This window comes from Bacillus sp. FSL R5-0659 (genome assembly GCF_038008785.1).
GTDB classification, from domain to species: Bacteria; Bacillota; Bacilli; order Bacillales; family Bacillaceae; genus Bacillus; species Bacillus safensis.
The window spans coordinates 830403-853414 of record NZ_JBBOZU010000001.1; the positions used below are offsets into that span (position 1 = coordinate 830403).

Annotated in this window: 27 protein-coding genes and 1 pseudogene; 17 read left to right on the forward strand and 11 right to left on the reverse strand. The window is 41.5% G+C overall.

Annotated elements, in window-relative coordinates:
- Positions 1 to 110: 110 nt before the first annotated feature.
- The 3 genes from mprF (at position 111) to NSQ72_RS04050 (ending at position 4123) form a co-directional block, all read left to right on the forward strand.
- On the forward strand, positions 111 to 2681 hold the full coding sequence (gene mprF, locus NSQ72_RS04040) for a bifunctional lysylphosphatidylglycerol flippase/synthetase MprF (RefSeq protein WP_039177250.1): 2571 nt from the start codon (positions 111 to 113) through the stop codon (positions 2679 to 2681).
- Positions 2682 to 2773: 92 nt separating this feature from the next.
- Positions 2774 to 3322 carry a thioredoxin family protein gene (locus NSQ72_RS04045; protein ID WP_039177253.1) on the forward strand — a complete coding sequence of 183 codons (549 nt, stop codon included), beginning with the start codon at positions 2774 to 2776 and terminating at the stop codon, positions 3320 to 3322.
- A 333-nt stretch (positions 3323 to 3655) separates the two neighbouring features.
- A complete protein-coding gene (locus NSQ72_RS04050; protein WP_039177256.1) occupies positions 3656 to 4123 on the forward strand; it encodes a thiol-disulfide oxidoreductase DCC family protein in 468 nt (155 codons plus the stop codon).
- A 36-nt stretch (positions 4124 to 4159) separates the two neighbouring features.
- Here NSQ72_RS04050 and NSQ72_RS04055 read toward each other — a convergent pair whose 3' ends face one another.
- A complete protein-coding gene (locus tag NSQ72_RS04055) occupies positions 4160 to 5416 on the reverse strand; it encodes a transcriptional regulator (RefSeq protein ID WP_039177258.1) in 1257 nt (418 codons plus the stop codon).
- A gap of 275 nt (positions 5417 to 5691) precedes the next feature.
- Between NSQ72_RS04055 and NSQ72_RS04060 the strand changes: the two genes are divergently transcribed.
- Positions 5692 to 6279, forward strand: a complete 588-nt coding sequence (locus NSQ72_RS04060) for a nitroreductase family protein (protein WP_039177261.1) — start codon at positions 5692 to 5694, stop codon at positions 6277 to 6279.
- 38 nt (positions 6280 to 6317) lie between these two features.
- Here NSQ72_RS04060 and NSQ72_RS04065 read toward each other — a convergent pair whose 3' ends face one another.
- From NSQ72_RS04065 to NSQ72_RS04075, 3 genes are all read right to left on the reverse strand, one after another.
- On the reverse strand, positions 6318 to 6473 hold the full coding sequence (locus NSQ72_RS04065; protein WP_041087330.1) for a YfhD family protein: 156 nt from the start codon (positions 6471 to 6473) through the stop codon (positions 6318 to 6320).
- A 61-nt stretch (positions 6474 to 6534) separates the two neighbouring features.
- Positions 6535 to 6645: a YfhE family protein gene (locus NSQ72_RS04070; protein WP_017358836.1), complete on the reverse strand. Its 111-nt coding sequence runs from the start codon at positions 6643 to 6645 to the stop codon at positions 6535 to 6537.
- A 52-nt stretch (positions 6646 to 6697) separates the two neighbouring features.
- Positions 6698 to 7594 (reverse strand): TIGR01777 family oxidoreductase, encoded by an 897-nt coding sequence (locus NSQ72_RS04075; protein ID WP_341083349.1) that lies wholly within the window; start codon positions 7592 to 7594, stop codon positions 6698 to 6700.
- A 94-nt stretch (positions 7595 to 7688) separates the two neighbouring features.
- Here NSQ72_RS04075 and recX point away from each other — a divergent pair, with 94 nt between their 5' ends.
- Positions 7689 to 8480 carry a recombination regulator RecX gene (gene recX, locus NSQ72_RS04080; RefSeq protein ID WP_024425808.1) on the forward strand — a complete coding sequence of 264 codons (792 nt, stop codon included), beginning with the start codon at positions 7689 to 7691 and terminating at the stop codon, positions 8478 to 8480.
- A 3-nt stretch (positions 8481 to 8483) separates the two neighbouring features.
- Positions 8484 to 8798, forward strand: coding sequence for a YfhH family protein (locus NSQ72_RS04085; protein ID WP_039177269.1), 315 nt, complete (start codon positions 8484 to 8486; stop codon positions 8796 to 8798).
- A gap of 23 nt (positions 8799 to 8821) precedes the next feature.
- On the opposite strand, the gene NSQ72_RS04090 is transcribed toward NSQ72_RS04085, so the two are convergent.
- Both NSQ72_RS04090 and NSQ72_RS04095 read right to left on the reverse strand, forming a co-directional pair.
- On the reverse strand, positions 8822 to 8995 hold the full coding sequence (locus NSQ72_RS04090) for a YpzG family protein (RefSeq protein WP_008360604.1): 174 nt from the start codon (positions 8993 to 8995) through the stop codon (positions 8822 to 8824).
- Between the two features lie 25 nt (positions 8996 to 9020).
- Complete coding sequence (locus NSQ72_RS04095; RefSeq protein ID WP_003217849.1) at positions 9021 to 9170, reverse strand: small, acid-soluble spore protein K; 150 nt, start codon at positions 9168 to 9170, stop codon at positions 9021 to 9023.
- A 116-nt stretch (positions 9171 to 9286) separates the two neighbouring features.
- Between NSQ72_RS04095 and NSQ72_RS04100 the strand changes: the two genes are divergently transcribed.
- From NSQ72_RS04100 to NSQ72_RS04110, 3 genes are all read left to right on the forward strand, one after another.
- Positions 9287 to 9559 carry a YfhJ family protein gene (locus NSQ72_RS04100; RefSeq protein ID WP_024425219.1) on the forward strand — a complete coding sequence of 91 codons (273 nt, stop codon included), beginning with the start codon at positions 9287 to 9289 and terminating at the stop codon, positions 9557 to 9559.
- Positions 9560 to 9859: 300 nt separating this feature from the next.
- A complete protein-coding gene (locus NSQ72_RS04105; RefSeq protein ID WP_024425218.1) occupies positions 9860 to 10843 on the forward strand; it encodes a glycosyltransferase family 2 protein in 984 nt (327 codons plus the stop codon).
- An 87-nt stretch (positions 10844 to 10930) separates the two neighbouring features.
- A complete protein-coding gene (locus NSQ72_RS04110; RefSeq protein WP_341083350.1) occupies positions 10931 to 13525 on the forward strand; it encodes a YfhO family protein in 2595 nt (864 codons plus the stop codon).
- 63 nt (positions 13526 to 13588) lie between these two features.
- On the opposite strand, the gene NSQ72_RS04115 is transcribed toward NSQ72_RS04110, so the two are convergent.
- From NSQ72_RS04115 to NSQ72_RS04125, 3 genes are all read right to left on the reverse strand, one after another.
- Positions 13589 to 14008, reverse strand: a complete 420-nt coding sequence (locus NSQ72_RS04115) for a regulatory YrvL family protein (protein WP_059377633.1) — start codon at positions 14006 to 14008, stop codon at positions 13589 to 13591.
- Positions 14009 to 14077: 69 nt separating this feature from the next.
- Positions 14078 to 15241: an oxalate decarboxylase family bicupin gene (locus NSQ72_RS04120; RefSeq protein WP_341083354.1), complete on the reverse strand. Its 1164-nt coding sequence runs from the start codon at positions 15239 to 15241 to the stop codon at positions 14078 to 14080.
- Positions 15242 to 15336: 95 nt separating this feature from the next.
- Entirely contained in the window at positions 15337 to 15501 is a 165-nt protein-coding gene (locus NSQ72_RS04125) for a YvrJ family protein (protein ID WP_073204399.1), read from the reverse strand.
- Between the two features lie 166 nt (positions 15502 to 15667).
- On the opposite strand from NSQ72_RS04125, the gene NSQ72_RS04130 reads away from it, so the two are divergent.
- Both NSQ72_RS04130 and rsoA read left to right on the forward strand, forming a co-directional pair.
- Positions 15668 to 16270 (forward strand): sigma-70 family RNA polymerase sigma factor, encoded by a 603-nt coding sequence (locus NSQ72_RS04130; protein ID WP_212040416.1) that lies wholly within the window; start codon positions 15668 to 15670, stop codon positions 16268 to 16270.
- On the forward strand, positions 16218 to 16439 hold the full coding sequence (rsoA, locus tag NSQ72_RS04135) for a sigma-O factor regulator RsoA (protein ID WP_039177285.1): 222 nt from the start codon (positions 16218 to 16220) through the stop codon (positions 16437 to 16439). Before NSQ72_RS04130 ends, rsoA begins: the two co-directional genes overlap by 53 nt.
- 25 nt (positions 16440 to 16464) lie before the next feature.
- Here the strand turns inward: rsoA and NSQ72_RS04140 are convergent, their stop codons facing one another.
- Positions 16465 to 17445, reverse strand: a complete 981-nt coding sequence (locus NSQ72_RS04140; RefSeq protein ID WP_034623275.1) for a metal-dependent hydrolase — start codon at positions 17443 to 17445, stop codon at positions 16465 to 16467.
- A gap of 191 nt (positions 17446 to 17636) precedes the next feature.
- On the opposite strand from NSQ72_RS04140, the gene mutY reads away from it, so the two are divergent.
- The gene (mutY, locus tag NSQ72_RS04145) at positions 17637 to 18737 is read left to right on the forward strand and encodes an A/G-specific adenine glycosylase (protein WP_341083358.1); all 1101 of its coding nucleotides are present in this window, start codon (positions 17637 to 17639) and stop codon (positions 18735 to 18737) included.
- On the opposite strand, the gene NSQ72_RS04150 is transcribed toward mutY, so the two are convergent.
- A complete protein-coding gene (locus tag NSQ72_RS04150) occupies positions 18724 to 18948 on the reverse strand; it encodes a hypothetical protein (RefSeq protein WP_003217808.1) in 225 nt (74 codons plus the stop codon). The two genes, mutY and NSQ72_RS04150, sit on opposite strands and share 14 nt — an antisense overlap.
- An 81-nt stretch (positions 18949 to 19029) precedes the next feature.
- Here NSQ72_RS04150 and fabL point away from each other — a divergent pair, with 81 nt between their 5' ends.
- From fabL to NSQ72_RS04175, 5 genes and pseudogenes are all read left to right on the forward strand, one after another.
- A complete protein-coding gene (gene fabL, locus NSQ72_RS04155; RefSeq protein WP_341083362.1) occupies positions 19030 to 19782 on the forward strand; it encodes an enoyl-[acyl-carrier-protein] reductase FabL in 753 nt (250 codons plus the stop codon).
- A 76-nt stretch (positions 19783 to 19858) separates the two neighbouring features.
- Positions 19859 to 20008 (forward strand): annotated as a pseudogene (locus NSQ72_RS04160) (gamma-type small acid-soluble spore protein); the annotation flags it as partial.
- 174 nt (positions 20009 to 20182) lie between these two features.
- On the forward strand, positions 20183 to 20443 hold the full coding sequence (locus tag NSQ72_RS04165; RefSeq protein ID WP_047204195.1) for a YgaB family protein: 261 nt from the start codon (positions 20183 to 20185) through the stop codon (positions 20441 to 20443).
- A gap of 147 nt (positions 20444 to 20590) precedes the next feature.
- Entirely contained in the window at positions 20591 to 21121 is a 531-nt protein-coding gene (ntdP, locus tag NSQ72_RS04170) for a nucleoside tri-diphosphate phosphatase (protein ID WP_024425209.1), read from the forward strand.
- Between the two features lie 95 nt (positions 21122 to 21216).
- The gene (locus tag NSQ72_RS04175; protein ID WP_330545970.1) at positions 21217 to 22959 is read left to right on the forward strand and encodes an ABC transporter ATP-binding protein; all 1743 of its coding nucleotides are present in this window, start codon (positions 21217 to 21219) and stop codon (positions 22957 to 22959) included.
- The last annotated feature ends 53 nt before the right edge of the window (positions 22960 to 23012 follow it).

Here is a 23012-nt window from a genome sequence, read left to right on the forward strand (position 1 = left end):
TGAAAGGTTCGTCAAGCTTTTGAATGTTAAACTGCATGAATCAAGTGGTATTTGTTGTATAATAATGTTCAGTTGAAATAATTGAAGCAACCTAGAAAGTTGGGAAAAACATGTGGAACAAAAAAACGGGTATGACGATCTTAAAAATGCTTTTTCCGATCGTGATTATCCTTGTCTTGATCTTTGTCGCGAAGCAGGAGCTAAGCGGACTTTCCATTAAAAAGACGTTTTATATTATTGACAGCTTGAACCGAATGGATTTGTTTATTCTTGTCTTTCTTGGACTTGTTGCGGTTTTATCGATGTCCTTATATGATTTTATTTTACGGAAAAGCCTAAATATGCCGATCAGCGGTTGGAAAACGATTCGCATTTCCTGGATTGCAAACTCCTTTAACAGTGTTCTTGGATTCGGCGGTCTATCAGGAGCAGGGCTTAGAACGCTTCTCTATAAGGAGTACATAACAGATACGAAAAAACTGCTGAAAGGCATTGCCCTTTTGACTTCCTCTGTCCTTTTGGGCTTATCTATTTTCAGTGATCTGATCTTGGTCAGGGTGCTTCCTGTTGAAAGTATTATCAGCCAGGAGCCGTGGCTATGGGCATTTGTCATTATCTTTGCCTGTATTGTACCAATATATATCGTCATGGCTTCCATTCGAAAAAGCTCGATTGAGAGCGGTGAAAATGGACTAAAGCATCCAATTTACGCTTATATCGGTGCATCGTTTTTAGAATGGCTGGCAGCTGGACTTGTCATGTACATGGCTGTCGTATCTATGGGAATGAATGTCGATGTCCGAATTGTATTAGGTGTATTTGCGATTGCATCAATTGGCGGTTTAATCAGTATGGTTCCGGGCGGATTTGGTTCGTTTGACCTCATCTTTTTACTGAGCATGCAGTACATTGGTTTTGATAAAGAGATGGTTCTGACGGCGCTCGTCTTGTACCGCTTCGTGTACTCAATCTTCCCGTTTATCCTAGGGCTTTGTCTAGCTGCTTACGATTTAACAGGCACGACGCTTAGACGTCTTGAAGGGAATCCGAAAATGGCACCTGCCATTGAAACAACGAACGTCTTAATTGTTTTGCACCGTGCTTTATTAATCCGGTTATTGTACGGATCTTTATCGATTTTAACCTTTGGAAGCGGCTTGCTTATCATGGCATCTGTTGTGCTTCCAGTCGATCGATTAGGTGTGATTACCAGCATTCCGCGCTTTCTTTTATCAGGATTTAATGGTCTTTCCTTAATGTTCGGAATCATTCTGATGATTTTGTCCATTGAAGTGTATAAAAGAACGAAAAGATCGTACGTGCTGACAATGATCTCCTTAGCAGGCGGTTTTGTGTTTACTTTGTTAAAGGGGTTTAACCTCAGTCTGATCTTTATTTTGCCAGTCATCATGGCTGTGTTTTTCTCTCTTCGAAATCAATTTGTGAAGCAGCAGGCACCTTATTCTTTGAATCAGTTTGTGGCGGCTGCCGCTGGATATTTATTCGTGCTCTTTAACTATAATGTCATTGGCAACTATATTTGGACAAAAATAGGGCATTTCTTGAGTAAGGATTATCTCGTTCACAATGAACGGCATATCACGATGACAAGCATGATTGCTCTCATCGGTGTCCCGCTTTTCTTCTTCATTAGTAAATTGATTTTTAATAAGAAAGCATTTCCGATTGGAGAAAAAGCAGATGAGGAAAAATTAAAAACGTTTTTAGAAGAAAAAGGCGGAAATGCCCTCAGTCATCTTGGCTTTTTAGGCGACAAAAAACTATTTTTCTCAAGTGATGGAGAAGCGATGCTTCAGTTTGGACGAATTGGCCGCTGCGTCATTGTGCTCGGAGATCCATCTGGACGTGAGGCGTCTTATCCGCTTGTACTTGAAGAGTTTTTACAGGAGACAGAAAAAGCCGGCTACCGCGTCGCTTTTTATCAAGTAGAACGAGAAGGGATGGCTCTTTATCATGACTTAGGCTTTCACTTCTTTAAGCTTGGGGAAGAAGCCATGGTCGATTTAGAAACGTTTACTCTGTCAGGTAAGAAAAAATCAAATTTACGAGCTGTGGCGAATAAATTTGAACGAGAAGGCTACACCTTTGAAATGCTGGAACCTCCCTTTTCAAATGAGTTGATCTCAACTTTAAAACAAATCTCTGACAGCTGGCTCGGAAAGAAAAAAGAAAAAGGGTTTTCGCTCGGTTATTTTCAAGAAGACTATCTTCAAAAAGCACCGATTGCGATTTTAAAGGATGAACAAGGGCAAATCATTTCCTTTGTATCATTAATGCCGATGTATCAAGAAGGGGAGATTTCCATCGATTTAATGCGTCATATGCATGATGCACCGAACGGGATGATGGATGCGCTGTTTATCCACCTGTTTCAATGGGCGAAAGAAAAAGGCTATAAATCGTTTAACATGGGAATGGCACCTTTATCGAATGTGGGGACGTTCCATCAGTCCTTTCTCACGGAGCGTTTGGCGAGTGTTATTTTCAACAATGTCAGATATATGTACAGCTTCAGCGGTTTACGGTCGTTTAAACAGAAGTATAAGCCTGAATGGCGCGGGAAATATTTAGCGTATAAAAAAAATACGTCACTGCCTGTCACAATGGTGCTTGTCACCAAGCTGATTGGGACGGACCCAAATCGAAATCGGCGTCGATAAACCAAAAGACCTTTACCTTTCACTAGGTGAAGGTTTTTTTAGACAAAAGAATAGCAAAAGTGGTAAAGTTGAAGGGTAAGGGGGATGTTCATATGACATTAAATGAATGGTTTACAAAGGGATTAGCTGAACGTACATATGTACACAACATGGAGAAAAACCGGGAAAATCTACTCACGGTGTACAACCAGTACGCAATTCATCAAAAAGAAAAAGAGCTGCTTCAAAAGCTGCAAAAGAAAAAGCTCAGAGCACTTGTCATCACAGCGGATTGGTGCGGGGATGCAATGGTCAATGTCCCGATTTTCATGCGTATTGCAAATGAAGCACTCATTGATGCGCGCTATTTCATTCGGGATGAGAATCTAGACCTGATGGATCAGTATTTAACGAACGGGACCGCAAGATCGATTCCGATTATCGTCATCATTGATCAGGACGGAAATGAAGTGGGGAAATGGGGACCTCGCTCAGCAGAAGCACAGCGCTTTGTGGACGAGAAAAAACCGGACAAAGATGCACCTGATTATGAAGAAGCTTTTCAAGTATTTGCGAAAGAAGCCGCACATCACTATACGACAGACCGTTACTTATGGAAAGATATTGAGAAAGAAATAGTAGAAGTTTTGGCAAAAATATAAACCAAAAGACTACTTCGCCGCAATGGGAAGTAGTCTTTTTTTATCTTGTTTTTGCGTTTTACCTACAAAACCACCGCATAAAGGTGTAGAAAACCGCAGAATTCTATCAAAAACCGCAGAAAACCGCAAAGCACCACGATTTTCCCAACCACTTTTAGTTGAAAAACCTCATATATGCCATGAAATCAATGATTTTGCCCTTATCCAAAGGCTCATATAACGCACAAGGGTTGGCTTTTTCCCAATACAAGAGGCCCAGCAACTATAGTAATCTAGTTGTAATCTCCTTTGAACGAACTAAAAAAATGACAGAAAAGGACAGGCGATCAATTTATGAAAAAAATCATTTATCTCGATCAAGAAAAAAAGAAGCTCGCTGAATCGAAAAAAAGAGAACAGCGTTCCATCAAATCACTGAGACTGCTTGTGTTTTATGATGGACAAAGTCCTTCATGTGCAAAAATGATTGATTTGTTAAAATCACTCGATTGGAAAAATCGGATTCACTTTGAATCCTTTAGACACTCGCAGCTGCTCAGGCTGAATAAAATCAGTGAAGAGAAGGCGGAAAAACGAATCGTGTCTATTTCCCTAGCCAAAAATCAAAAGAATTCAGGGATCTATACTTGGCTGCGTATGGCTTGCCATATCCCTGCATTATGGGGAACGGTCCCATTCATCATGCTCAGTATATGGCTTGGCTTTGGACAGCATGCGTACGATTTTTTTGCAAAAAGACGGTATATTCATTCTGTCAAACGGATGAACCATCATGACACAGATCAACAAAAGACTATTTAATAAATAGAAAAAGCATGACCTTCGATCGGCAGAAGGTCATGCTTTTTTGTAATAGGGAAGATATACTGTTAAATGATCTAGCAGCTTCTTTGTGTAGAACTTATAGGCCTGATCATCAAGCTCAGCACCTGCATAGGTAAGCAAGGTTCTAAGCGCAAACAAATATTCACTGTGCAGCTCATTGTGTTCAAAGTAAGGAAGGGCTGCTTCGATCAAATAGGTTTTCAAATCAAGAGGATTTTCCTCAATCATCAATTTATAGATTTTGATCATATATAAACAGTTTGGCTGAATACGAGGCTGTTTTAACAGCTCATGTATGTAGGGAAGTGCCTTTTTGCGGTCATATTCAGCATATAGTGTCGCAATTTCATATAGCGTTTCACAGTAGCGATCTTCTATCTGTTCTTGATTAAAGTAATTGAGTGAATCTAGTAAATAAGGCACAGCTGAAGAGAAATCGCCTTCACGTTTTAAGAGCACCCCGTAATAAAAATATGCGGACATTTTAATATAGGCATCAGGGTAAAGGGAAGTGTGCAAAATCACTTCCTTTATATATTTCTTCGCAGTTTGATAGGCTTTTAGTTCAAGTGAGATCACGCCGTGAATAAGTGTACAGTGAATAATCCGCTTGAAATTGTTCTTTTGTCTATATAAATCCATCGCTTGATGTGTCGCTTCAAGCGCGTCACCGAGCTGTCCCATGTTTCCGAGTGCTTTTGCATAGTGATAATACAAATCACTTTGTTCAACTGAGGCGTAGGAAAAGCAGCTTTCAAGCTTTTTCAGCCCATCCTCAAGCTGACCAATTTTAATTTGATGAATACCGTCTAGATATTCAAAAATTTCTTTTTCCGTTTCAATAAACGTTTTTTCGAATTTTTTGAGCACGCGGTGTGTTTTTAAGGCAAGCGGCTGTTTTTCCGTTAATAAATAAAATTGAAATAAAGACAAATGATACTGAATGCCTAAATCCAGTGAAAAGAACTGCTCCTCGTGCTGAATGATCATTTCTGCATTTTGTTCAGCCTGATCGAGCGCATAGAAGTACATATTCATTTGAAACTCATCCAAAAGTGACAGCAGATGACGTGCCTTTTGTGACAGCTTTTCTTGGCTGATACCAAGCCGTTCAAGCAGCAGGTTGATCGTATCTTGATTGGCCTCCTTTGAGCCATTTTCAATTTTACTTAAATGAGAGACAGAACAAATTCCTTCTGCCAATTCAGATTGGGTCATATTTTGTTTATAACGATAGAGTTTAATGATTTGTCCAATATTAATTTTCATTCCATCCAGAAGCCTCCCTTCCAATCATGGTTGAAAGCCTTTTGACAAAAAAACTGAATCAGACAAAATGGGAATACTTGAAAATCATTTCATCATCTTGGCTTTTTTCTCAAAATTTGTTTAAAACGTAATATGATTGTAACATTACTTGAAAAAGTCAAACAACTATTTAGCAGACGGGGAGGAGAGATACTTGATTTGCAACTGCACGCGATGATGTTTATAATGTGAATGAGAATCAATTTCAATTAAGGTTGATTGAGAGGATGACATATATGCCAGAAACGAAACAACAAAAAGACGCGTTAACGGTTCGAGACGCTGTCAGATATAGACGATCGATTCGCAAATTCAAAGACACACCGGTGACGATTGAACAGCTTCAGCCGCTATTAGAGGATGCAGTCTATGCACCAAACCATAAAATCACGGAGCCGTGGCGCTTTTTATATGCGGTGACGGATGAAGCCAAAGCCACTTTTGTAGAGCGCTTCATTGCGTTCTTTCAGCGCAACAACCCAGATGCAAAAGAAGAAAAGATCAATCAATACAGAGATTACTTTTCTAAGGTCCCAGCGCTTTTACTTGTCGTACTAAAAGAAGACGAGAACCCTGTGGTGAGAAATGATGATTTTGCCGCCGTGAGCGCGCTCATTCAAAATCTCCAGCTGCTTGCATGGGATCAAGGAATCGGTATGGTATGGAAGAGCGGACGTATTTTATACGATAAAGGCTTTCAACAAGACATGGGATTAAAGGAAAACGAACGGTTTGCTGCGATCCTTCATATAGGTTATCCAGAAGAGGTGCCAGAGGAAAAATCACGCCAGAAAGCATCAAGTCTTCTTACTGAAATCAAATAAAAGAAAAGCAGACCGCTGAATAAGGTCTGCTTTTTTACTTATTGTTTTTTGGCGCGCTGATCGGCTGCTTTCATACGTGCCATTGCTTTTAAGTCATTCGGATCTGCAAGTTCTTTGGAAAATTCAACATATTCGCCATCCGTCTCTTGTGCTGCGAGCTCGTGGTTGGATTTTTTGTGTTGGTCTTTTTTCAAAGCCTTTCCCTCCTTTACAAGATCACTTTAGTTATGTGCTTGTTGGAGGGGAATATCCGTCTTATTTGTTTCTTTTTTCTGCTGCTCTTTCCGCTTTTTTGAATTCCTGCTGATACAGGACTTCCTGAGTTTTCTTCAGCTTCGAAGTTGGCTGGTGTTCTTTTTTCTTCATCAAAATCGCCCCCTCATATCATTTCTAATAGGATGGGTGTTTTTGACAACATTTATTCCTCAGAATGCAAAATCGCTTCTTTTAGTTCAGGGTGCAAAAAGTCATAAGAAGAGAGCAGTGCTTTTTTTGGCAGAGCACGCTGGCCTTCTAAAACAAGCAATGACATTTCACCGAGTGCCGTTTTGATCACAAACGATGGCACCTTCAGCCAATGGGGACGGTGAAGGGCAGAAGCAATGGTTTGTCCAAGCTGTTTCATTTGAACAGGATTCGGTGATGTCACATTGAGCGGGCCTGAGAGGTCGTCATTATGAATCGCATAGGCAATGAGATGTGCTACATCCTCAACATGCACCCATGAAACCCATTGCGAGCCAGCGCCAATTGTCCCGCCGGCAAACAGCTTGTAAGGAAGTGTCATCAGCGGCAGTGTGCCTTTTTCTCCTAACACGACGCCAAAGCGTGTGTAGACCGTACGAATGCCGAGGGCTTCAATCTTTTGCCCCTCAGCCTCCCAAAGTTTTGATGTATGACTTAAGAAATCAGTATCTGCAGGAGGTGACTCCTCCGTAAAATCTCCTGTTTGAGATGTGCCATAAATCCCGACAGCACTTGCTTGAATCAGCACAGTTGGTTTCGATTCCTGCGCTTCTATTATGCGTCTTACCTCTTGTGTTGATTTGAGACGGCTGGAGAGGATGCCTTCTTTTGCCTTGTCTGTCCAGCGTGTGAAAATGGATTTTCCAGCAAGGTTAATCCATACATCGATGGCAGGCAATTCATGCTCAGGCGCAGCACCTTCGGTCAGCCACTGCACATAATGTAAATGATTTTGTTCGGATTCCTTTGGATTTCTTGTTAAAATATATAGATGATGTCCCTCAGCAGCGAGCACTTTTGTAACATGCTGGCCGATAAAACCGGTTCCTCCGGTAATGGCGATATTCAATTGACATCTCTCCTCTCATATACATACCTATATCTTTCACGATTTTGAATCAAAAGAAACATCCTGACTGTTTTGGAAAAGGAGTGATCACAGGATGCCCTATATTACAAAAATTTCTGCTCAGAAAAACAATACAGAGCGGGTCAACATCTTTCTTGATGAAAAGTACGCCTTTAGTGTTGATTTAGATGTGCTCGTCCAGCACGATTTGAAAAAAGGCAAAGAGCTGGACGAAGCAGATATCATTGAGATTCAATTCGGTGATTCGGTGAAAAAAGGATTTCAGCAGGCCGTTGATTATTTATCCTACCGTATGAGATCAGTGAAAGAAGTCACCGATTATTTAACGAAAAAAGAAATCCCGGCACCTGCTATTAGTGAAATTATACACAAATTAAAGCATTATAAGTATGTAAATGATCTTGAATTTGCAGAAGCCTATGTCAGCACCCACCGCAAAACGAACAGCAAAGGACCGTCCGTCCTAAAAAAAGAATTGAAGCTCAAGGGGATAGACGATGACACGATTGAGCAGGCGCTATCGCAATACCCTGATGACTTACAGCTCGAGGAAGCTGTAAAGCAGGTTCTCAAGCTTGTCAAAAAAGAAAAAAATCGTTCTGCAAAAGAGATCGAGCAGCGCATTAAGCTGCAGCTGCAGCGAAAGGGATTTTCGTTTGAGATCATTGATAAAGCCCTTCAAGAAGCCTATGATGGACAAGAAGAGGAAAAGGAAGAAGAAGCCCTCCTTTATATGCTGGAGAAGGCAAAACGCAAGGTAGGGTATGACGGATCATTTGAAAAGAAGATGAAAGTGAAGCAATTTTTATTCAGAAAAGGCTTTGATCTCGATACAATTGATCACGTTTTAGACAAAGGGGAATGACAGATGGAAAAACGCTATAGTGAAATGACAGAATACGAATTGAAGCAGGAAATTGCCGCCCTTTCTGAAAAAGCACGAAAGGCTGAGCAGCTTGGCATTGTGAATGAATACGCAGTTTTAGAACGGAAAATCGATATGGCGAAAGCCTATTTATTAGATCCAGCCTCGTTTCAAACGAAAACGACTTATCAAATCAAAGACACAGAAGAAGAGTTTTATGTGGAATATTTAAATGGCGTGTTTGCGTGGGGATACAGAGTATCGGCTCCAAATAAGGAAGATGCCCTGCCGATTTCAATGCTGACGCAAAAGGACTGATCCAAAGAGATCAGTCCTTTTCTTTACTTCGAACGTTGTTTACGGACGTTGTTCTGAAGTACGATGTCGTGCTGCGTTTGCTGCGTTTCTCCGTTGACCTGAGAGGCAGAATGCTTTGCATTTGCCCATGGTTGAGGGTAAGCGGTTGTCCTTAATTGAACAAAGTCTGCCATATACGATTTCCCATTTGAACTCATATCTCAAGCACTCCCTTTGGAAAAATTAGCGTTTCCCTGATGCCCTCATACGTTCCTGTGGACGTGTATTCGTTTCACCATTCGGCCGTTTAGACGCATAAGCATCTGTAGCGCCTGGTTCGCCTTCAAACTTGTGATTCACCTGATTTGGAAAGCCTTTTGCTTTATTACGCATATCAAATCCCTCCAAACAATACAAATCATTTGCGTCTTTTGAAGACGTAAGGGTAGTATATGAAAAAAGAAGTTTTTTTAAAAAGGCACTTTCTGCTAGATGAAGGAGGAACAAGCATGGAACAATACTTTGAGCGATTAACAGAACAACTTATGGAAAAAAACAATATGCTGACATATGACGAAGCACGTACATGGGTAGAGCTGCTTTGGAGTGATTTTGAAACGACTTATGCAAAGGCTGGCCGCAAGTATAAAGGACAGGAAACAACAGAACGAATTGTCCAAGAGTGGATCGAGAGCTACGGCGCACAGCTGCATCTATTTCAAAATAAACAATCAAAGGCAAACGAGCATCTGCAACAAAACAATCGAGGGCTGCTTCACTAAAAAGGCTGCCCTTTCACTTCCATTCATCTTTTTCAATAAATAGGAAAATATACAAATGAACAAATAACTTTATGAAACAATACCCAGTCTGTGATCGAAATTACAGGCTTTTTACAATGATTAAACTTAAAATTACATTAAATTCATCCTGCTGAAAATCACTGGAAATAAAACTCTGATATAATGAAACGATTAAAGAGACATGTAATTTATGGATAATAAAAAAGGGTTTCGTTTTCTGACAAAAAAGGAATAATGAACATATCAGACTATGTGAAAAAAGTGAAGAGAAGGTGCGATATGGAACGGGAATTGCTCTCTGTGATAATTCCTTCTTACAATGAAGGTGAAAACATCAGACGAATCTTTGAGGCACTCGAGGAAGAGTTTCGCGATTTTCATTATGACTTTGAAATCATCTTTGTGAATGATGGAAGCAAAGACAACACGCTTCAATATATGAGAGAGCTCTCTCGCAAAAGTGCAAAGGTCAAATATATATCCTTTTCGCGTAACTTTGGAAAGGAAGCCGCTATTTTGGCAGGTCTTGAACATGCAAAAGGAGCAGCTGCGATTATTATGGACGCCGATCTGCAGCACCCGACGTATTTAATTCAGGACTTTGTCAGAGGGTATGAAGAAGGCTACCATCAAGTCATTGCCAAACGGAATCGTAAAGGTGACAGCAAGCTGCGCTCTTACCTGTCATCCATGTACTATAAGGTGATGAACAAGGTAGTAGAAGTGGACTTGCGTGATGGCGTCGGGGATTTCCGTTTAATTTCACGCCAAGCCATCGATGCACTGCTTCAGCTGAAAGAGGGAAATCGTTTTTCAAAAGGGCTTTTTTGCTGGATTGGGTTTGAAGAAAAGGTCATCTATTATGAAAATGTAGAAAGACAGCATGGTGATACAAAATGGTCACTGAAAAAATTATTTAACTATGGCATAGATGGCGTCATTTCTTTTAACAACCGCCCGCTGCGAATTTGTTTTTATACCGGCATACTGATCTTATTTCTCTCATTGATTTACATCGTGGCCACCTTTATTCAAATCGTCAGAACGGGCATTATGGTGCCGGGTTATTTTACTTTAATATCAGCTGTGCTGTTCCTCGGAGGTGTCCAGCTTTTGAGTCTAGGCGTGATTGGAGAATATATTGGCCGTATCTATTATGAAACGAAAAAGAGGCCGCATTATTTAATCCAGGAATCAAATGTGATGGAACAAGAGACAAGCTCAAAGGAACAAGACCGAGTGTTAACGCAGTTATTTAAATAACGTGGAGTCAAATAACCGGCAAGCACGAATCGCTTGCTGGGTTGTTTTGTTTCAAAGAACAGTGGATCTTTTGTGGAAAGGATTTAGATGATGAAACGTAGATGGATAATCATAGGAATGTGCCTCATTCTCGCTTTATTAGGACACTCCTTTTTCTTATATGAATATACGCAAGGCCGGTATATGACAGGAGATGGAGACGGGATCTCACAAATGCTCCCATTTAAAAAGCTGCTGTACGATGAATACGTCAAAGGGAACTTCTTTTATTCCTATCAATTCGGTCTAGGCGGCGGTACATATACGCAATTAGGTTATTATTTCACAACGTCGACTGTCTTTATGGTCACGGTCGCTGTCGTCTGGCTGATGAATGCACTTCATCTTATCCAGTCAACGGACATCCATTTCTGGGCAAATGCCGTCATTTGGCTGAGTGTGATCAAGCTGACACTTATTCTGTTCATCGCTTACCGTGTGCTTCTTTCAATGGTTCAGCATAGGCTGAGCGCATTAACAGGAGCCGCAATTTACGGATTGTCTATTGTGTATTTTCGGCATCAAACGTTTTGGGAGTTTTTCACCGACAGTATGATGTGGCTCCCGCTGCTTGTACTTGGGGTTGAACGGATTTTCAAAACGGGTAAGCCGGCTTGGTTTATTGCGAGTTGCAGCCTGATGCTCATCAACAATTTTTACTTTGCTTATATTCATTTTATCTTTTTAGCGATCTATCTTGTCTTCAGATATATCATCAAGCTGCGAAGTGAGGAGAACGGGTGGAAGGTATTCTGGACGCTGGCGGTCTCTACGCTGTTATCCTTTGGTATCAGTGCTGCCTTTTTTGTCCCGTCTGTCTATGGATTTCTTAATAATATAAGACCGCCATATGATCAATCTATACCTTGGTTTGATCTGCATGATCATCTGCTGTTTACAAGCAGGGTGTATTTATTACCTGTGATCTTTCTCATTTGTATGTTCCTCGTTCCGCTCTATCGGAACAGGTGGTTTTTTATGTTTACATCGATCAGCGTTCTGCTTATTGTTTTTCACTACAGTCCAAAGATGGCGAGCGTGTTTAATGGTTTTTCAGCACCGCAGTACAGATTTGAATACATTCTTGCCTTTACAGTTGGAGCGGTCGTAGCCATCACCATCAAGCATTTCTCGCAAATCGAGTGGAAGTGGAAAAAGCGTGCGGTCTTAGGCACTTGGATCGTGTTTCTTCTCGCAGTCATCTTATCAGAACGAGCAAAGGGAAATATGGATGTTGTTGTATTTACAGCCATAGGACTGCTTGTGATCAGCGTGTTTTTCCTTGTGATTCATGCGGAAAAACGCCAGCACCTTCGTCTCTTTTCAGCTGTGCTCATCGTTGTCAGCTTACTGACAGCAGGCGTGTATCAGCAGGGCTACTTATCTGAAAGAAGCAATATTAAGAGCGTATCAGATACGTATCTGAATAGTGAGGCATATGCTGGACATGAGCAAATGAAGCTCATTCAGCAGATTCAAAGCCGCTCTTCAAAAGATCCGCTTGCCCGGATTGATTGGATGAATGGCGTGCGCAACAATACCCCGTTATTTGAAGGCTTTCAAGGCATGAGTGCGTATTCAAGTATATTGAATCAGCATTTGCTCAATTTCTACTGGAATGACCTGCAAATCGATATGGGACGTGAAAGTGTCAGCCGTTATGCAACAATGGGGGACAGGGTGAATTTATACAGCCTGACCTACGGAAAGTATTATATGAGAGACAATACGATGCCTTACTCACCACCAGCTTATTTTAAGCCAATATTGGAAAGCGAGCATTATAAAGTGTATGAAAATACACGGCCGCTGCCATTTGCAAGAACAACAAGCGCCGTTTATTCAGAAGAATCCTTAAAAAATGCCTCAGCGCTTGATAGAGAGCATGCAATGCTGCAAGGTGTGATTTTAGACAAAAAAGGAAACGCTGAAATTGAGCGCACGCCAAATCGAGTCAAGGATACAAATATTCATACCGAACAAGCTATATACGAACATGGTGTGCTTGATGTATACGGAGAAACAGGCGGCCTGAATATCACGCTGCCAGATGATATGGCCCGCGCTGGAGATGTGTATGTGAGCTTTTATGTGAAGCGGACAGACCGAAACGAAGGATTTCAGTTATCCGTTGACAACTACGTCACCTCACGAAAAAGCAATACATCCATCTACAAAACAGGCGTCAATGAAGTGACGATTCGAGTCCCTGCGGAAAAAATCCTTTCCATTCGAGTACCAAAAGGGACGTATGAACTCGATCAACTGAAGCTGTACCAAGAGCCTTACCGCATTCTAGAAAAAGCATATGAAAAAGAAAAACAGGACAATGGCAGCCAGCAAGTAAAGCTCGAAAACAACCGCTTTACGATTTCATATGATAACAAACGCGGCGATGATTATATGATCTTGCCAGTACCATATGAAAAAGGCTGGGAGCTCACGGTAAACGGAAAGCATACCGATATTGAACAAGCCAATTACGCCTTTATCGGTTTTCCAATAGAAAAAGGCAAAAATGAGATTGTGCTAACCTACTATCCGCCTTATATCAGAATTCTCGCGTTGATTTCACTCGTCAGTTTGATCGGTGCGATCCTATATGCACGAAGAAAACACAAGAAACACCACTTTTCATCATAAGTGGTGTTTTTTTATCTTCCAAGGACTTATCGAGCATGATATCCATCATATGAAGCAAAATCACTAAGCTTCCTTCTCAAACGAAAACGTCGCATAATCAAACAAAAAATGAAACAACCAAAGGCTTAGGGCAAAGAGAATTTCCTCAGAAGTAGACAGTAAAATGCCGCCCACCAATTCATCTGATAAATAGACAGCACCCCAAATAAACAAAAGATGCATTGAAATGGCATATAAAACGATGGAGCGTTTTTTGGAACGGCACTTTCTAACAACCCTCATGAGCATATGCTCCACATGCTCAAAGGATATCCCAAGTACCACATAGATGCCCATAAATAAAAGCATCGATAAAATCGATTGATAAAAAGCACCCGTTAAATGAAAGAACAGTACACAAAACAACAAAAATATGTAACAGACAGCCGACGCCGCCATGAACCATTTCAGCCCTTGCCATAAAGCGTGAACAGATTGCTGCATAGTTGAACAAACACTCCCTTACATGAAGATACCTGCAAAAAGGACAGCCTTTTTGCAGGAAGTCATACGTTAATCCTCTTTTTTAGGTGCAGCGATCACAGGATGTTTTTCAGCATCAAGCAGTTTTAAGAAATCTTCGCCTTGATCTAAATGATCAAGAACAAGCTGTTTCGGTGTAACCGCAAGCCACTGATTCAGCGAGATATCTGCATAATGATCGCTCTTAAAGATTTCTAAGAAATAAAGCGGTTCGTCGCCTGTATTTTCTACATAATGCCCCATCGCAAATGGGACATATCCAACGTCTCCCGCCTGATAGTTGAAGGTTCTCGCATGTCCATCAGAAGCAAAAACCGTCATTCGTGCTTTTCCAGAAATGAAATATTGCCATTCATCCGTATTTGGATGCCAATGCAGCTCGCGAATGGCACCTGGATCAACTTTCACAAGAGCGGATGCAATCGTTTTAGACGCTTTGAAATTGGTAGAGTCCGCAATCCACACTTGTCCGCCACTTGACGTAATCGGCTCCTGTTTTAACAGCTCATATTTAAAGGAATTCGGGACTTCTCCTTGCTCTGTTTTCACCTTGTCACATTCAAGGGAACCAGGAATTCCTTTTTGGAAAATATATTTTTCTTTCTCTGGCAGCTTGTCAAACTGCTCTTTTGTGATACCGAAGTTCTTGAGCACGACTTCCTCTGGCGTGTGGGCAAGCCAATCGGTTACTTGGAACGTACTATTTTCTGAGAATGACCCATCATCAAACACAAGCAAGAATTCAGCTCCCGGTTCAAGTGCTTGGATAGAGTGCGGCAGGCCAGAAGGGAAGTACCACAAATCACCCTCTGTTACATCCTCTGTAAAATTGCGCCCCTCTGCATCAACCGATGTAATCCGGGCTTCCCCATAAATCATGTACGCCCATTCTGCTTCCTTATGCCAGTGCAGTTCACGAATCGCACCAGGCTTTAGCCGCATATTGACAGATGCAAGACTTTTAGAGATCGGCAGTTCGCGGACTGTTACCTCACGAGCGTAGCCGCCTTTTTCTAAACGATTGTGTGTATCAGAGAAAGAATATTTCAGATTGGAGACCGTTCCATGATCGGTTTCTGGCGGCGTGAGCATATCTGGGTTTTGTCTATCCCGCTCGAGATTACGTGGAATTTTGACCGTTGCTCCTTTTTCTCCTCGAATCGGCTGTGGTATTCCATTTTGCTTTTCACTCATGATAAAATCCCCTTTCAACATCGTATTGTGTGAGGTGACCAAAAGGCCTTTCATTTCGCCCTCGTTTTCATAAGGTGAAACGAATCAAGCAGATGTCAATCTGATTCATCATTTTTTTGAGCAGCGACTAATCGTTGGATGAGCTTGCTTAATTCATCAAACTTTCGTTCAAAGCGTGTCAGCAAGTAAACCGTCAAAATGGCAGGGAAGCCAGCCTGACCGAGCTGCTTCAACCATTCCTCTGAAAAAAAGGTCTCCATTTGTCTCACCCCCCAGCGGATACTCGTCTTCTATATAAGTGGTATGAAAGAAGAAAAAGGAAAGCAGAGGGGGATAAAATGAACCATTAGACCCGTTTCACGAAGTTTACTTTTTTTAACTTTTGTCCACTTAATGCTAGTAGAGGGAACAAAGGGGAGGATGCACATGGATTATCGGCTGTTATTGAAAGCAAAATGGAAAGAAATCATTGATCACCCGCTCATTCAGCAGTTTTTAAGCAACCCGAAAAACGAGCAGCTGCTCCGGCAAGTCATGGAAGAGCCAAACGAGGAAAATGCCAAAAAACTAGATTCCGAGTTCAAACAGTTCTATCAAAAAATCCGCATCATCAAGTATATCTCCACAATGATACGCATCTTTTCAGTCGACTTTGACAAACGAGTAAAAAAGAAACAGCAGCGCTTTCCGCTCATACTCGATCATCCTGATACGCAAGAAGTGAAAGACCCTGTTCAAACAGATACGTATGAAGCCGTGCTCTTCAACCAGCAAGACCTAGGGGAGCATCTGCAAGACCAAACATTGTACAAGGCCTACCAGCAGCTCACAGACAAACAAAAAATGGTCTTAACCCAAATCTATGTCGAAGGCCAGACGATGAAAGAAATAGCCGATCAGTTAGGCGAAACAAGACAAAACATCTCAAACATTCACAAAAAAGCACTCAATAAACTAAAAGAAAAAACAGGGGGAGATGTCCGTGCACGAAGACAAAATGACCAATGGAGAAATGGAAGAACTCATTGAAACCTTCACACCCATGATCAAAAAGAAACTACAAAACACGGCATATCAAGAAAGAGAAGACCTCGAACAAGAACTCTATATCAAACTCATCGAAAAAGTAGACCGGCTGATTTACCAAGAAGGACCTGGCTTTTGGGAGTTTATTGTGGAATATATGACGAAGTTGTAAAAGTGAAGCACAAAAAAAGACTCGCTCACACAGAGCCGAGTCTTAATTTTTTTTGCAGTTTTTCTTCACTGAAAATCCAGCCGGTATAGGAATTTTTGATTTGGTGGTCCATGTCGATATGGCAGATCGCGACAAAAGGATAATGACCTTTGCTGCGGTAGCGTAAATCAATGAACCGCACCTCATAATGATCCTTGTATTTATCCACTTCCCACCGGTAGACAGGGGAGAAGGAGAGAAAGGCTGAAATATTTTCATCTTGCTTAGCAATTTTCATAATTTCAGTATCAGGGACCGGCACTCGGTTAAAGGTGTCTAAAATGACGACTTCTCCATTCATGCTGCGCCCAACATGGAAAGAGGATTTACATTTCACGGCAATGCGCCATTGTCTGAACTTCATTGTAGGCGAAATGATAATCTCTTCAATTTCATCGAATCGTGCACGCAGTTGACGTTTAATTTGTAGCTGCATAATGACCCTGACGATATAGTAACAGAAAATCACCGCATACAGCGTAATAAACGTATAGCCGGGATGTCCGCCAATCGCCCAAACGACTATGGCGACAAGGTGTGTAAAAAAGATAAACGGATCAAACGTATTAATGATCCCTAGCGCTACCCACTTCTTCGAAAATGGACGAATGGCCTGCGTACCGTATGCGTTGAAAATATCAACAAACACATGAAGCACAACAGCTAATAATGTCCATAACCAAAGGTGAAGTAAATTCGCCCCCGGCACAAATGGAAAAATCACAGCCGGAATCAGCAATGACCAAAACAGTACAGCCGGAATGGAATGTGTAAATCCTCGGTGATTTCTTATATAAACCGCATTATTTTTTAGTTTTAGCACAGTATCAATGTCTGGTGCTTGGGAGCCGGCGATGGTCGCGATCATCACGGCGTGTGCCATGTGTGGATCTGCGCTGACGGCTGGATCTAAAAGTGCAAGTCCCCCAAGAGAAATGCCCATTACTACATGAGTACCAGTGTCCAATTGATTACCTCCTAGTTGTCATGCTTAGGAACAATCATACAAAGTATACGTCTCCAATCAAGACTATGTGCAAAATCACTTTTGCTTTATCCCGATTTAATGTAACATGTTAACGTATCTACAAACAGTATACAACAAATAAGGTTCTATTCAGAACGTTAGCCCTCGGTCCAATGAGAAGGAGTATAGATATGAAAGACATTCAAGAAAAGCTGGACCGCAAAGATATTGCGGGCTTTCAGCATGATTTAATTGATTGGTATGAAAAAGAACAACGAACATTGCCATGGCGTGAAAATCAAGATCCATACCGCGTCTGGGTATCAGAAGTCATGCTCCAGCAAACGAGAGTGGATACGGTCATTCCGTATTTCAACCGGTTTATGGAGCAATTCCCGACGGTGAAGGATCTCGCTTTAGCTGATGAAGAAAAGGTCATGAAAGCATGGGAAGGTCTTGGCTACTACTCAAGAGTGCGTAATTTACAGGCAGCTGTGAAAGAAGTATATGAATCCTACGGTGGCATTGTCCCTGATACGAAAGAGCAATTTTCAAAGCTTAAAGGTGTAGGCCCGTATACGAGCGGCGCAGTGCTGAGTATCGCCTATAACAAGCCGTATCCTGCGGTAGACGGCAACGTGATGAGGGTCATTTCTCGTATTTTGTCCGTATGGGATGATATTGCAAAACCAAAAACGAGAAATATTTTCGAATTTGCGGTCGATCAGCTCATTTCCCGGGAAAAGCCGTCAGAATTCAATCAAGGGCTGATGGAGCTTGGTGCGCTCATTTGCACTCCAACTTCCCCTGCCTGCCTCATTTGCCCTGTGAACATGCATTGTTCGGCACTCGAGGAAGGCGTTCAGCATGAGCTCCCAGTGAAAAGCAAAAAGAAAAAGCCGACTGCAAAATCAATGGCAGCAGCGGTGTTATTTGATGACGCAGGCAACCTATATATTCATAAGCGGCCAAGTACAGGCCTCCTTGCGAATTTATGGGAATTCCCTAACATTGAAACCATGAAGGGAAGAAAAACGGAAAAAGAGCAGCTGATTGATTTCTTAAAAGAGGAGGCGGGTGTACAAGCGGAGCTTGGTGATTTAGAAGGCACCATTCAGCATGTATTTACCCACCTCATCTGGAATATTTCTGTTTTCTTTGGACGAGTTACCTCTGTATCTGATGACATGATGCTGAAAGAAGTCACAACAGAAGAATTTGAGGCGTATGCTTTGCCAGTCTCACACCAAAAAATTTGGAAACTGGCACTTGAGCAGCCTAGTCGTATTTAACCGTTGTACCGTGGGTATAATCAGCTTCATTTCGGTGCAGACCCCCGCGGTCTTCGATTTCAGAAATGATTTCTCGATACTTAGATTGCCCTTCTTCGTTCAAATAAGGTAAAATTTGTTGGAAAGCATGATGAAAGTAAGCAAGCTCAGTATCTTTCCATTGATCCTTGGACATCATGCCAAGCTGGCTTAAATCGCGTCCGACATACATGAATGTAACCTCCTAATAGGAACTTTCCTATTAGTGTGAAGCGAATGAACGAAAACTATTCAAATCAGGAGATGAACCATAATGAGTCAACGTAAATGTGCATTAATTACAGGAAGCAGCAGAGGAGTAGGGAAAGAAGTAGCCCTTCGCCTCGCTGAAAAAGGATATGACATTGTCATTAACTATGCGAGAAGCAAAAAAGCCGCACTTGAAACAGCGGAAGAAATTGAAGCGATGGGCGTTAAAACATTGGTTGTTAAAGCCAATGTTGGCCAGCCTGAGAAAATCAAAGACATGTTTCAGCAAATTGACGAAACCTTTGGCCGTTTAGATGTATTTGTGAACAACGCGGCATCAGGGGTTCAGCGTCCAATTATGGACCTTGAAGAAAATCATTGGGATTGGACGATGAATATCAATGCGAAAGCCTTGTTATTCTGCGGACAAGAAGCGGCGAAACTAATGGAGAAAAACGGGGGCGGACATATCGTCAGTATTAGCTCTCTTGGCTCTATCCGCTACCTTGAAAATTACACAGTAGTCGGCGTATCAAAAGCAGCACTAGAAGCTTTGACACGTTATCTTTCTGTTGAGCTTTCACAAAAAAATATCGTCGTCAACGCTGTTTCAGGCGGTGCGATCGATACCGATGCACTTAAGCACTTCCCGAACCGAAAAGAGCTTTTAGAAGATGCGAAGAAAAACACACCTGCCGGCCGAATGGTGGAAATTAAAGACATGGTCGACAGCGTGGAATTCCTTGTATCAGGTAAAGCAGACATGATTAGAGGCCAGACGATTATTGTCGATGGCGGACGTTCTTTGCTTGTTTAAAAAAAATCATGAATAGGATGTACACCTTCTGCACAAATTAATGTGCGTGGAGGTGATAATGATGGATCAACAACAAAACAAAACAAACGCACAACAAGTGAAGAAACAAAACCAAGCTGCTGCACAAGGTGGTCAATACGGCACTGAATTTGCTAGCGAGACTGACGCACAGCATGTAAAAAAATACAACCAAAAAGCTGAGCAAAACAAACAACAAAACAGCTAATCACTGAAACAAAGGAAAGCACTTCATATACGAATGAAGTGCTTTTCTTTTTGCCTCGCACCACCATCCGACAAAACCTGTAAAACCTCTACATAAACAGTCAAAGGATTTCCTCCTTCTTTCAAGAAATGGTATACATACAAAAAGTGGATTCGATGAAAAGGGAGGAGTTAGATGTCTGATTTCGATCAGCTTGTAAAAGAACAAATGCAGCTCATGGATCAGCTGCTCGACGTGCAGGGAGAACTCGATCTATGCTTAGAAACAGAAAAACAATTGCTGCAGGATGAAAAAAAAGAAGAGTGGCACAGGCTTTGTGTTCAGATCAAACAGAAACGTGAGGAACTGCAAAAAGTGCAAACCTTATTTACAAAACAGACAGAAGAGGTCATCAATTCATATAAACAGATGGAAAAGAGTTCTAGCGTGATGTAAATCAGTGTGCCGTTCAATTGGGTTGAATGGCTTTTTCATTTCATTTTTTAATGATGTAACGGTATAATATAATAGAGACATGTTTAGTTGGGAAATTAGGTCTTTGGACTGTTAGGTTTGTTTGTTATAGAAAGTAGGGGAGAAAATATGGGCTATCCCAAGGAAGGAGAAACCATCCAAATTCAAAGCTATAAACATAATGGCTTGATCCACAGGATTTGGAATGAAACCACCATTCTGAAAGCAACGGAATTGTGTATCATTGGTGCAAACGACCGTACAATGGTGACTGAATCCGACGGCCGTACTTGGATGACGAGAGAACCGGCTATTTGCTATTTCCATGCAAAACAATGGTTTAATGTAATTGGGATGCTTAGAGATGATGGGGTATATTATTACTGCAACATCAGCTCTCCTTTTGCGACAGATGATGAGGCAATTAAGTATATTGATTACGATTTAGACGTCAAAGTCTTTCCAGACATGACGTACAATATTTTGGATGAGGACGAATATGCAGATCATAAGAGGCAGATGAATTATCCAAAAGAAATCGATAGTATCTTAAGAGAGCATCTAAATACATTACTGCATTGGATTCACCAGCGGAAAGGTCCGTTTGCTCCTGAATTTGTGGATATGTGGTATGAACGTTTTTTACATTATACAAAATAAGCAAGAGCATCCAAAAACCTGTTTGGCTTTTTAGGCTAACAGGTTTTTGACTGCGTACGGATAAGAGGCACTGATAGATTGGGAAGGAGATTTACATGGGGGTCATTAAACGCTACATGGCTTTTGTAACACCGTATAAAAAACAGATTGCATTAACAATGGTCATCGGGATGATTAAATTCTCGATTCCGTTAACATTGCCTCTGCTTTTAAAGTATGTCATTGATGATGTCATTCAAGGCTCGGGGTCGCCTGAAGAAAAGACATCAACTCTACTGATCATAATGGGAATCATGCTCGTATTATTTTTAGTGATGAGGCCGCCTGTTGAATACTATAGACAATACTACGCACAGTGGACAGGCAGTAAGGTATTGTTTGATATTCGGGAGAAGCTGTTCTCGCATATTCAAAAGCTAAGTCTTCGTTATTATGCCAACACGAGAACAGGAGAAATTATTTCAAGAGTGATCAACGATGTGGAGCAAACAAAGGAATTTGTCATCACAGGTCTTATGAACATTTGGCTGGATATGATGACTGTACTGATCGTTATCGCCATTATGTGTACACTGGATCTGAAGCTCACCATCGTGTCTGTCATTATTTTTCCGCTATATGCGTTTGCAGTAAAGTATTTTTACGGACGGCTTCGTAAGCTGACAAAAGAGCGGTCACAGGCGCTGGCTGAAGTGCAAGGGCATTTGCACGAGCGTGTTCAAGGAATGCCGGTCATTCGCAGCTTTGCGATTGAAGAATATGAACAAGAGAATTTTCATGATGAAAACAAAAATTTCTTAAACAAAGCAATCAACCATACGAATTGGAACGCCAAAACATTTGCTGTCGTCAATACCATCACCGACATTGCGCCGCTGCTCATTATTGCTTTTGCTGGCTATACCGTCATTAACGGATCGCTTTCGATTGGGACGATGATTGCCTTTGTCGGCTATATTGACCGGATGTACAATCCGATTCGCCGTCTCATTAACTCATCTACGACTTTAACTCAGTCGGTTGCATCAATGGATCGGATCTTTGAGTTTATTGATGAGCCATATGAGGTCACAGATCGGCCGAATGCAAAAGAAGCCAATCATTTAAAAGGAGAGGTAGAGTTTAAAAATGTGTCGTTTCGTTATGAACACACGCAGGAAGAGATTCTGCACAATATCTCCTTAAAAGTAGAAAAAGGACAAACGGTTGCCCTTGTAGGAATGAGCGGTGGAGGGAAGTCGACACTCGTCAGCTTAATTCCAAGGTTTTATGATGTCACAAACGGGTCACTTGAAATTGACGGCATTGATATCAAAGAGTACAAAGCAAGAAGTCTTCGGAATCAGGTCGGAATGGTGCTGCAGGATACATTCCTATTCAGTGACACGATTAAAGAAAATATTGCGGTTGGTGACCCTGAAGCATCTTTTGAAAAAATCGTGTCGGCTGCAAAAGCGGCAAATGCGCATGATTTTATTATGTCTCTTCCTGAAGGATATGACACGAAAGTAGGAGAACGGGGCGTAAAGCTATCAGGCGGACAAAAACAGCGAATTTCGATTGCAAGGGTATTTCTTAAAAATCCACCGCTGTTGATTTTAGACGAAGCGACGTCTGCACTTGATTTAGAAAGTGAGCATTACATTCAAGAAGCGATGCAAAAGCTGGCGAAGGATCGCACAACCTTTATTGTCGCACACCGATTATCAACCATTACACATGCTGACCAAATTGTGGTCATGGAACAAGGCGAAATTGTGGAAAAAGGAACACACGAAGAATTAATGAACCAAGACAGCCACTATCGTCATTTATTTACCATTCAAACATTAAATTAGTAGAAGCCTATCCGATTCTAGCGGATAGGCTTTTTTGTGTTGTCAAAAACATG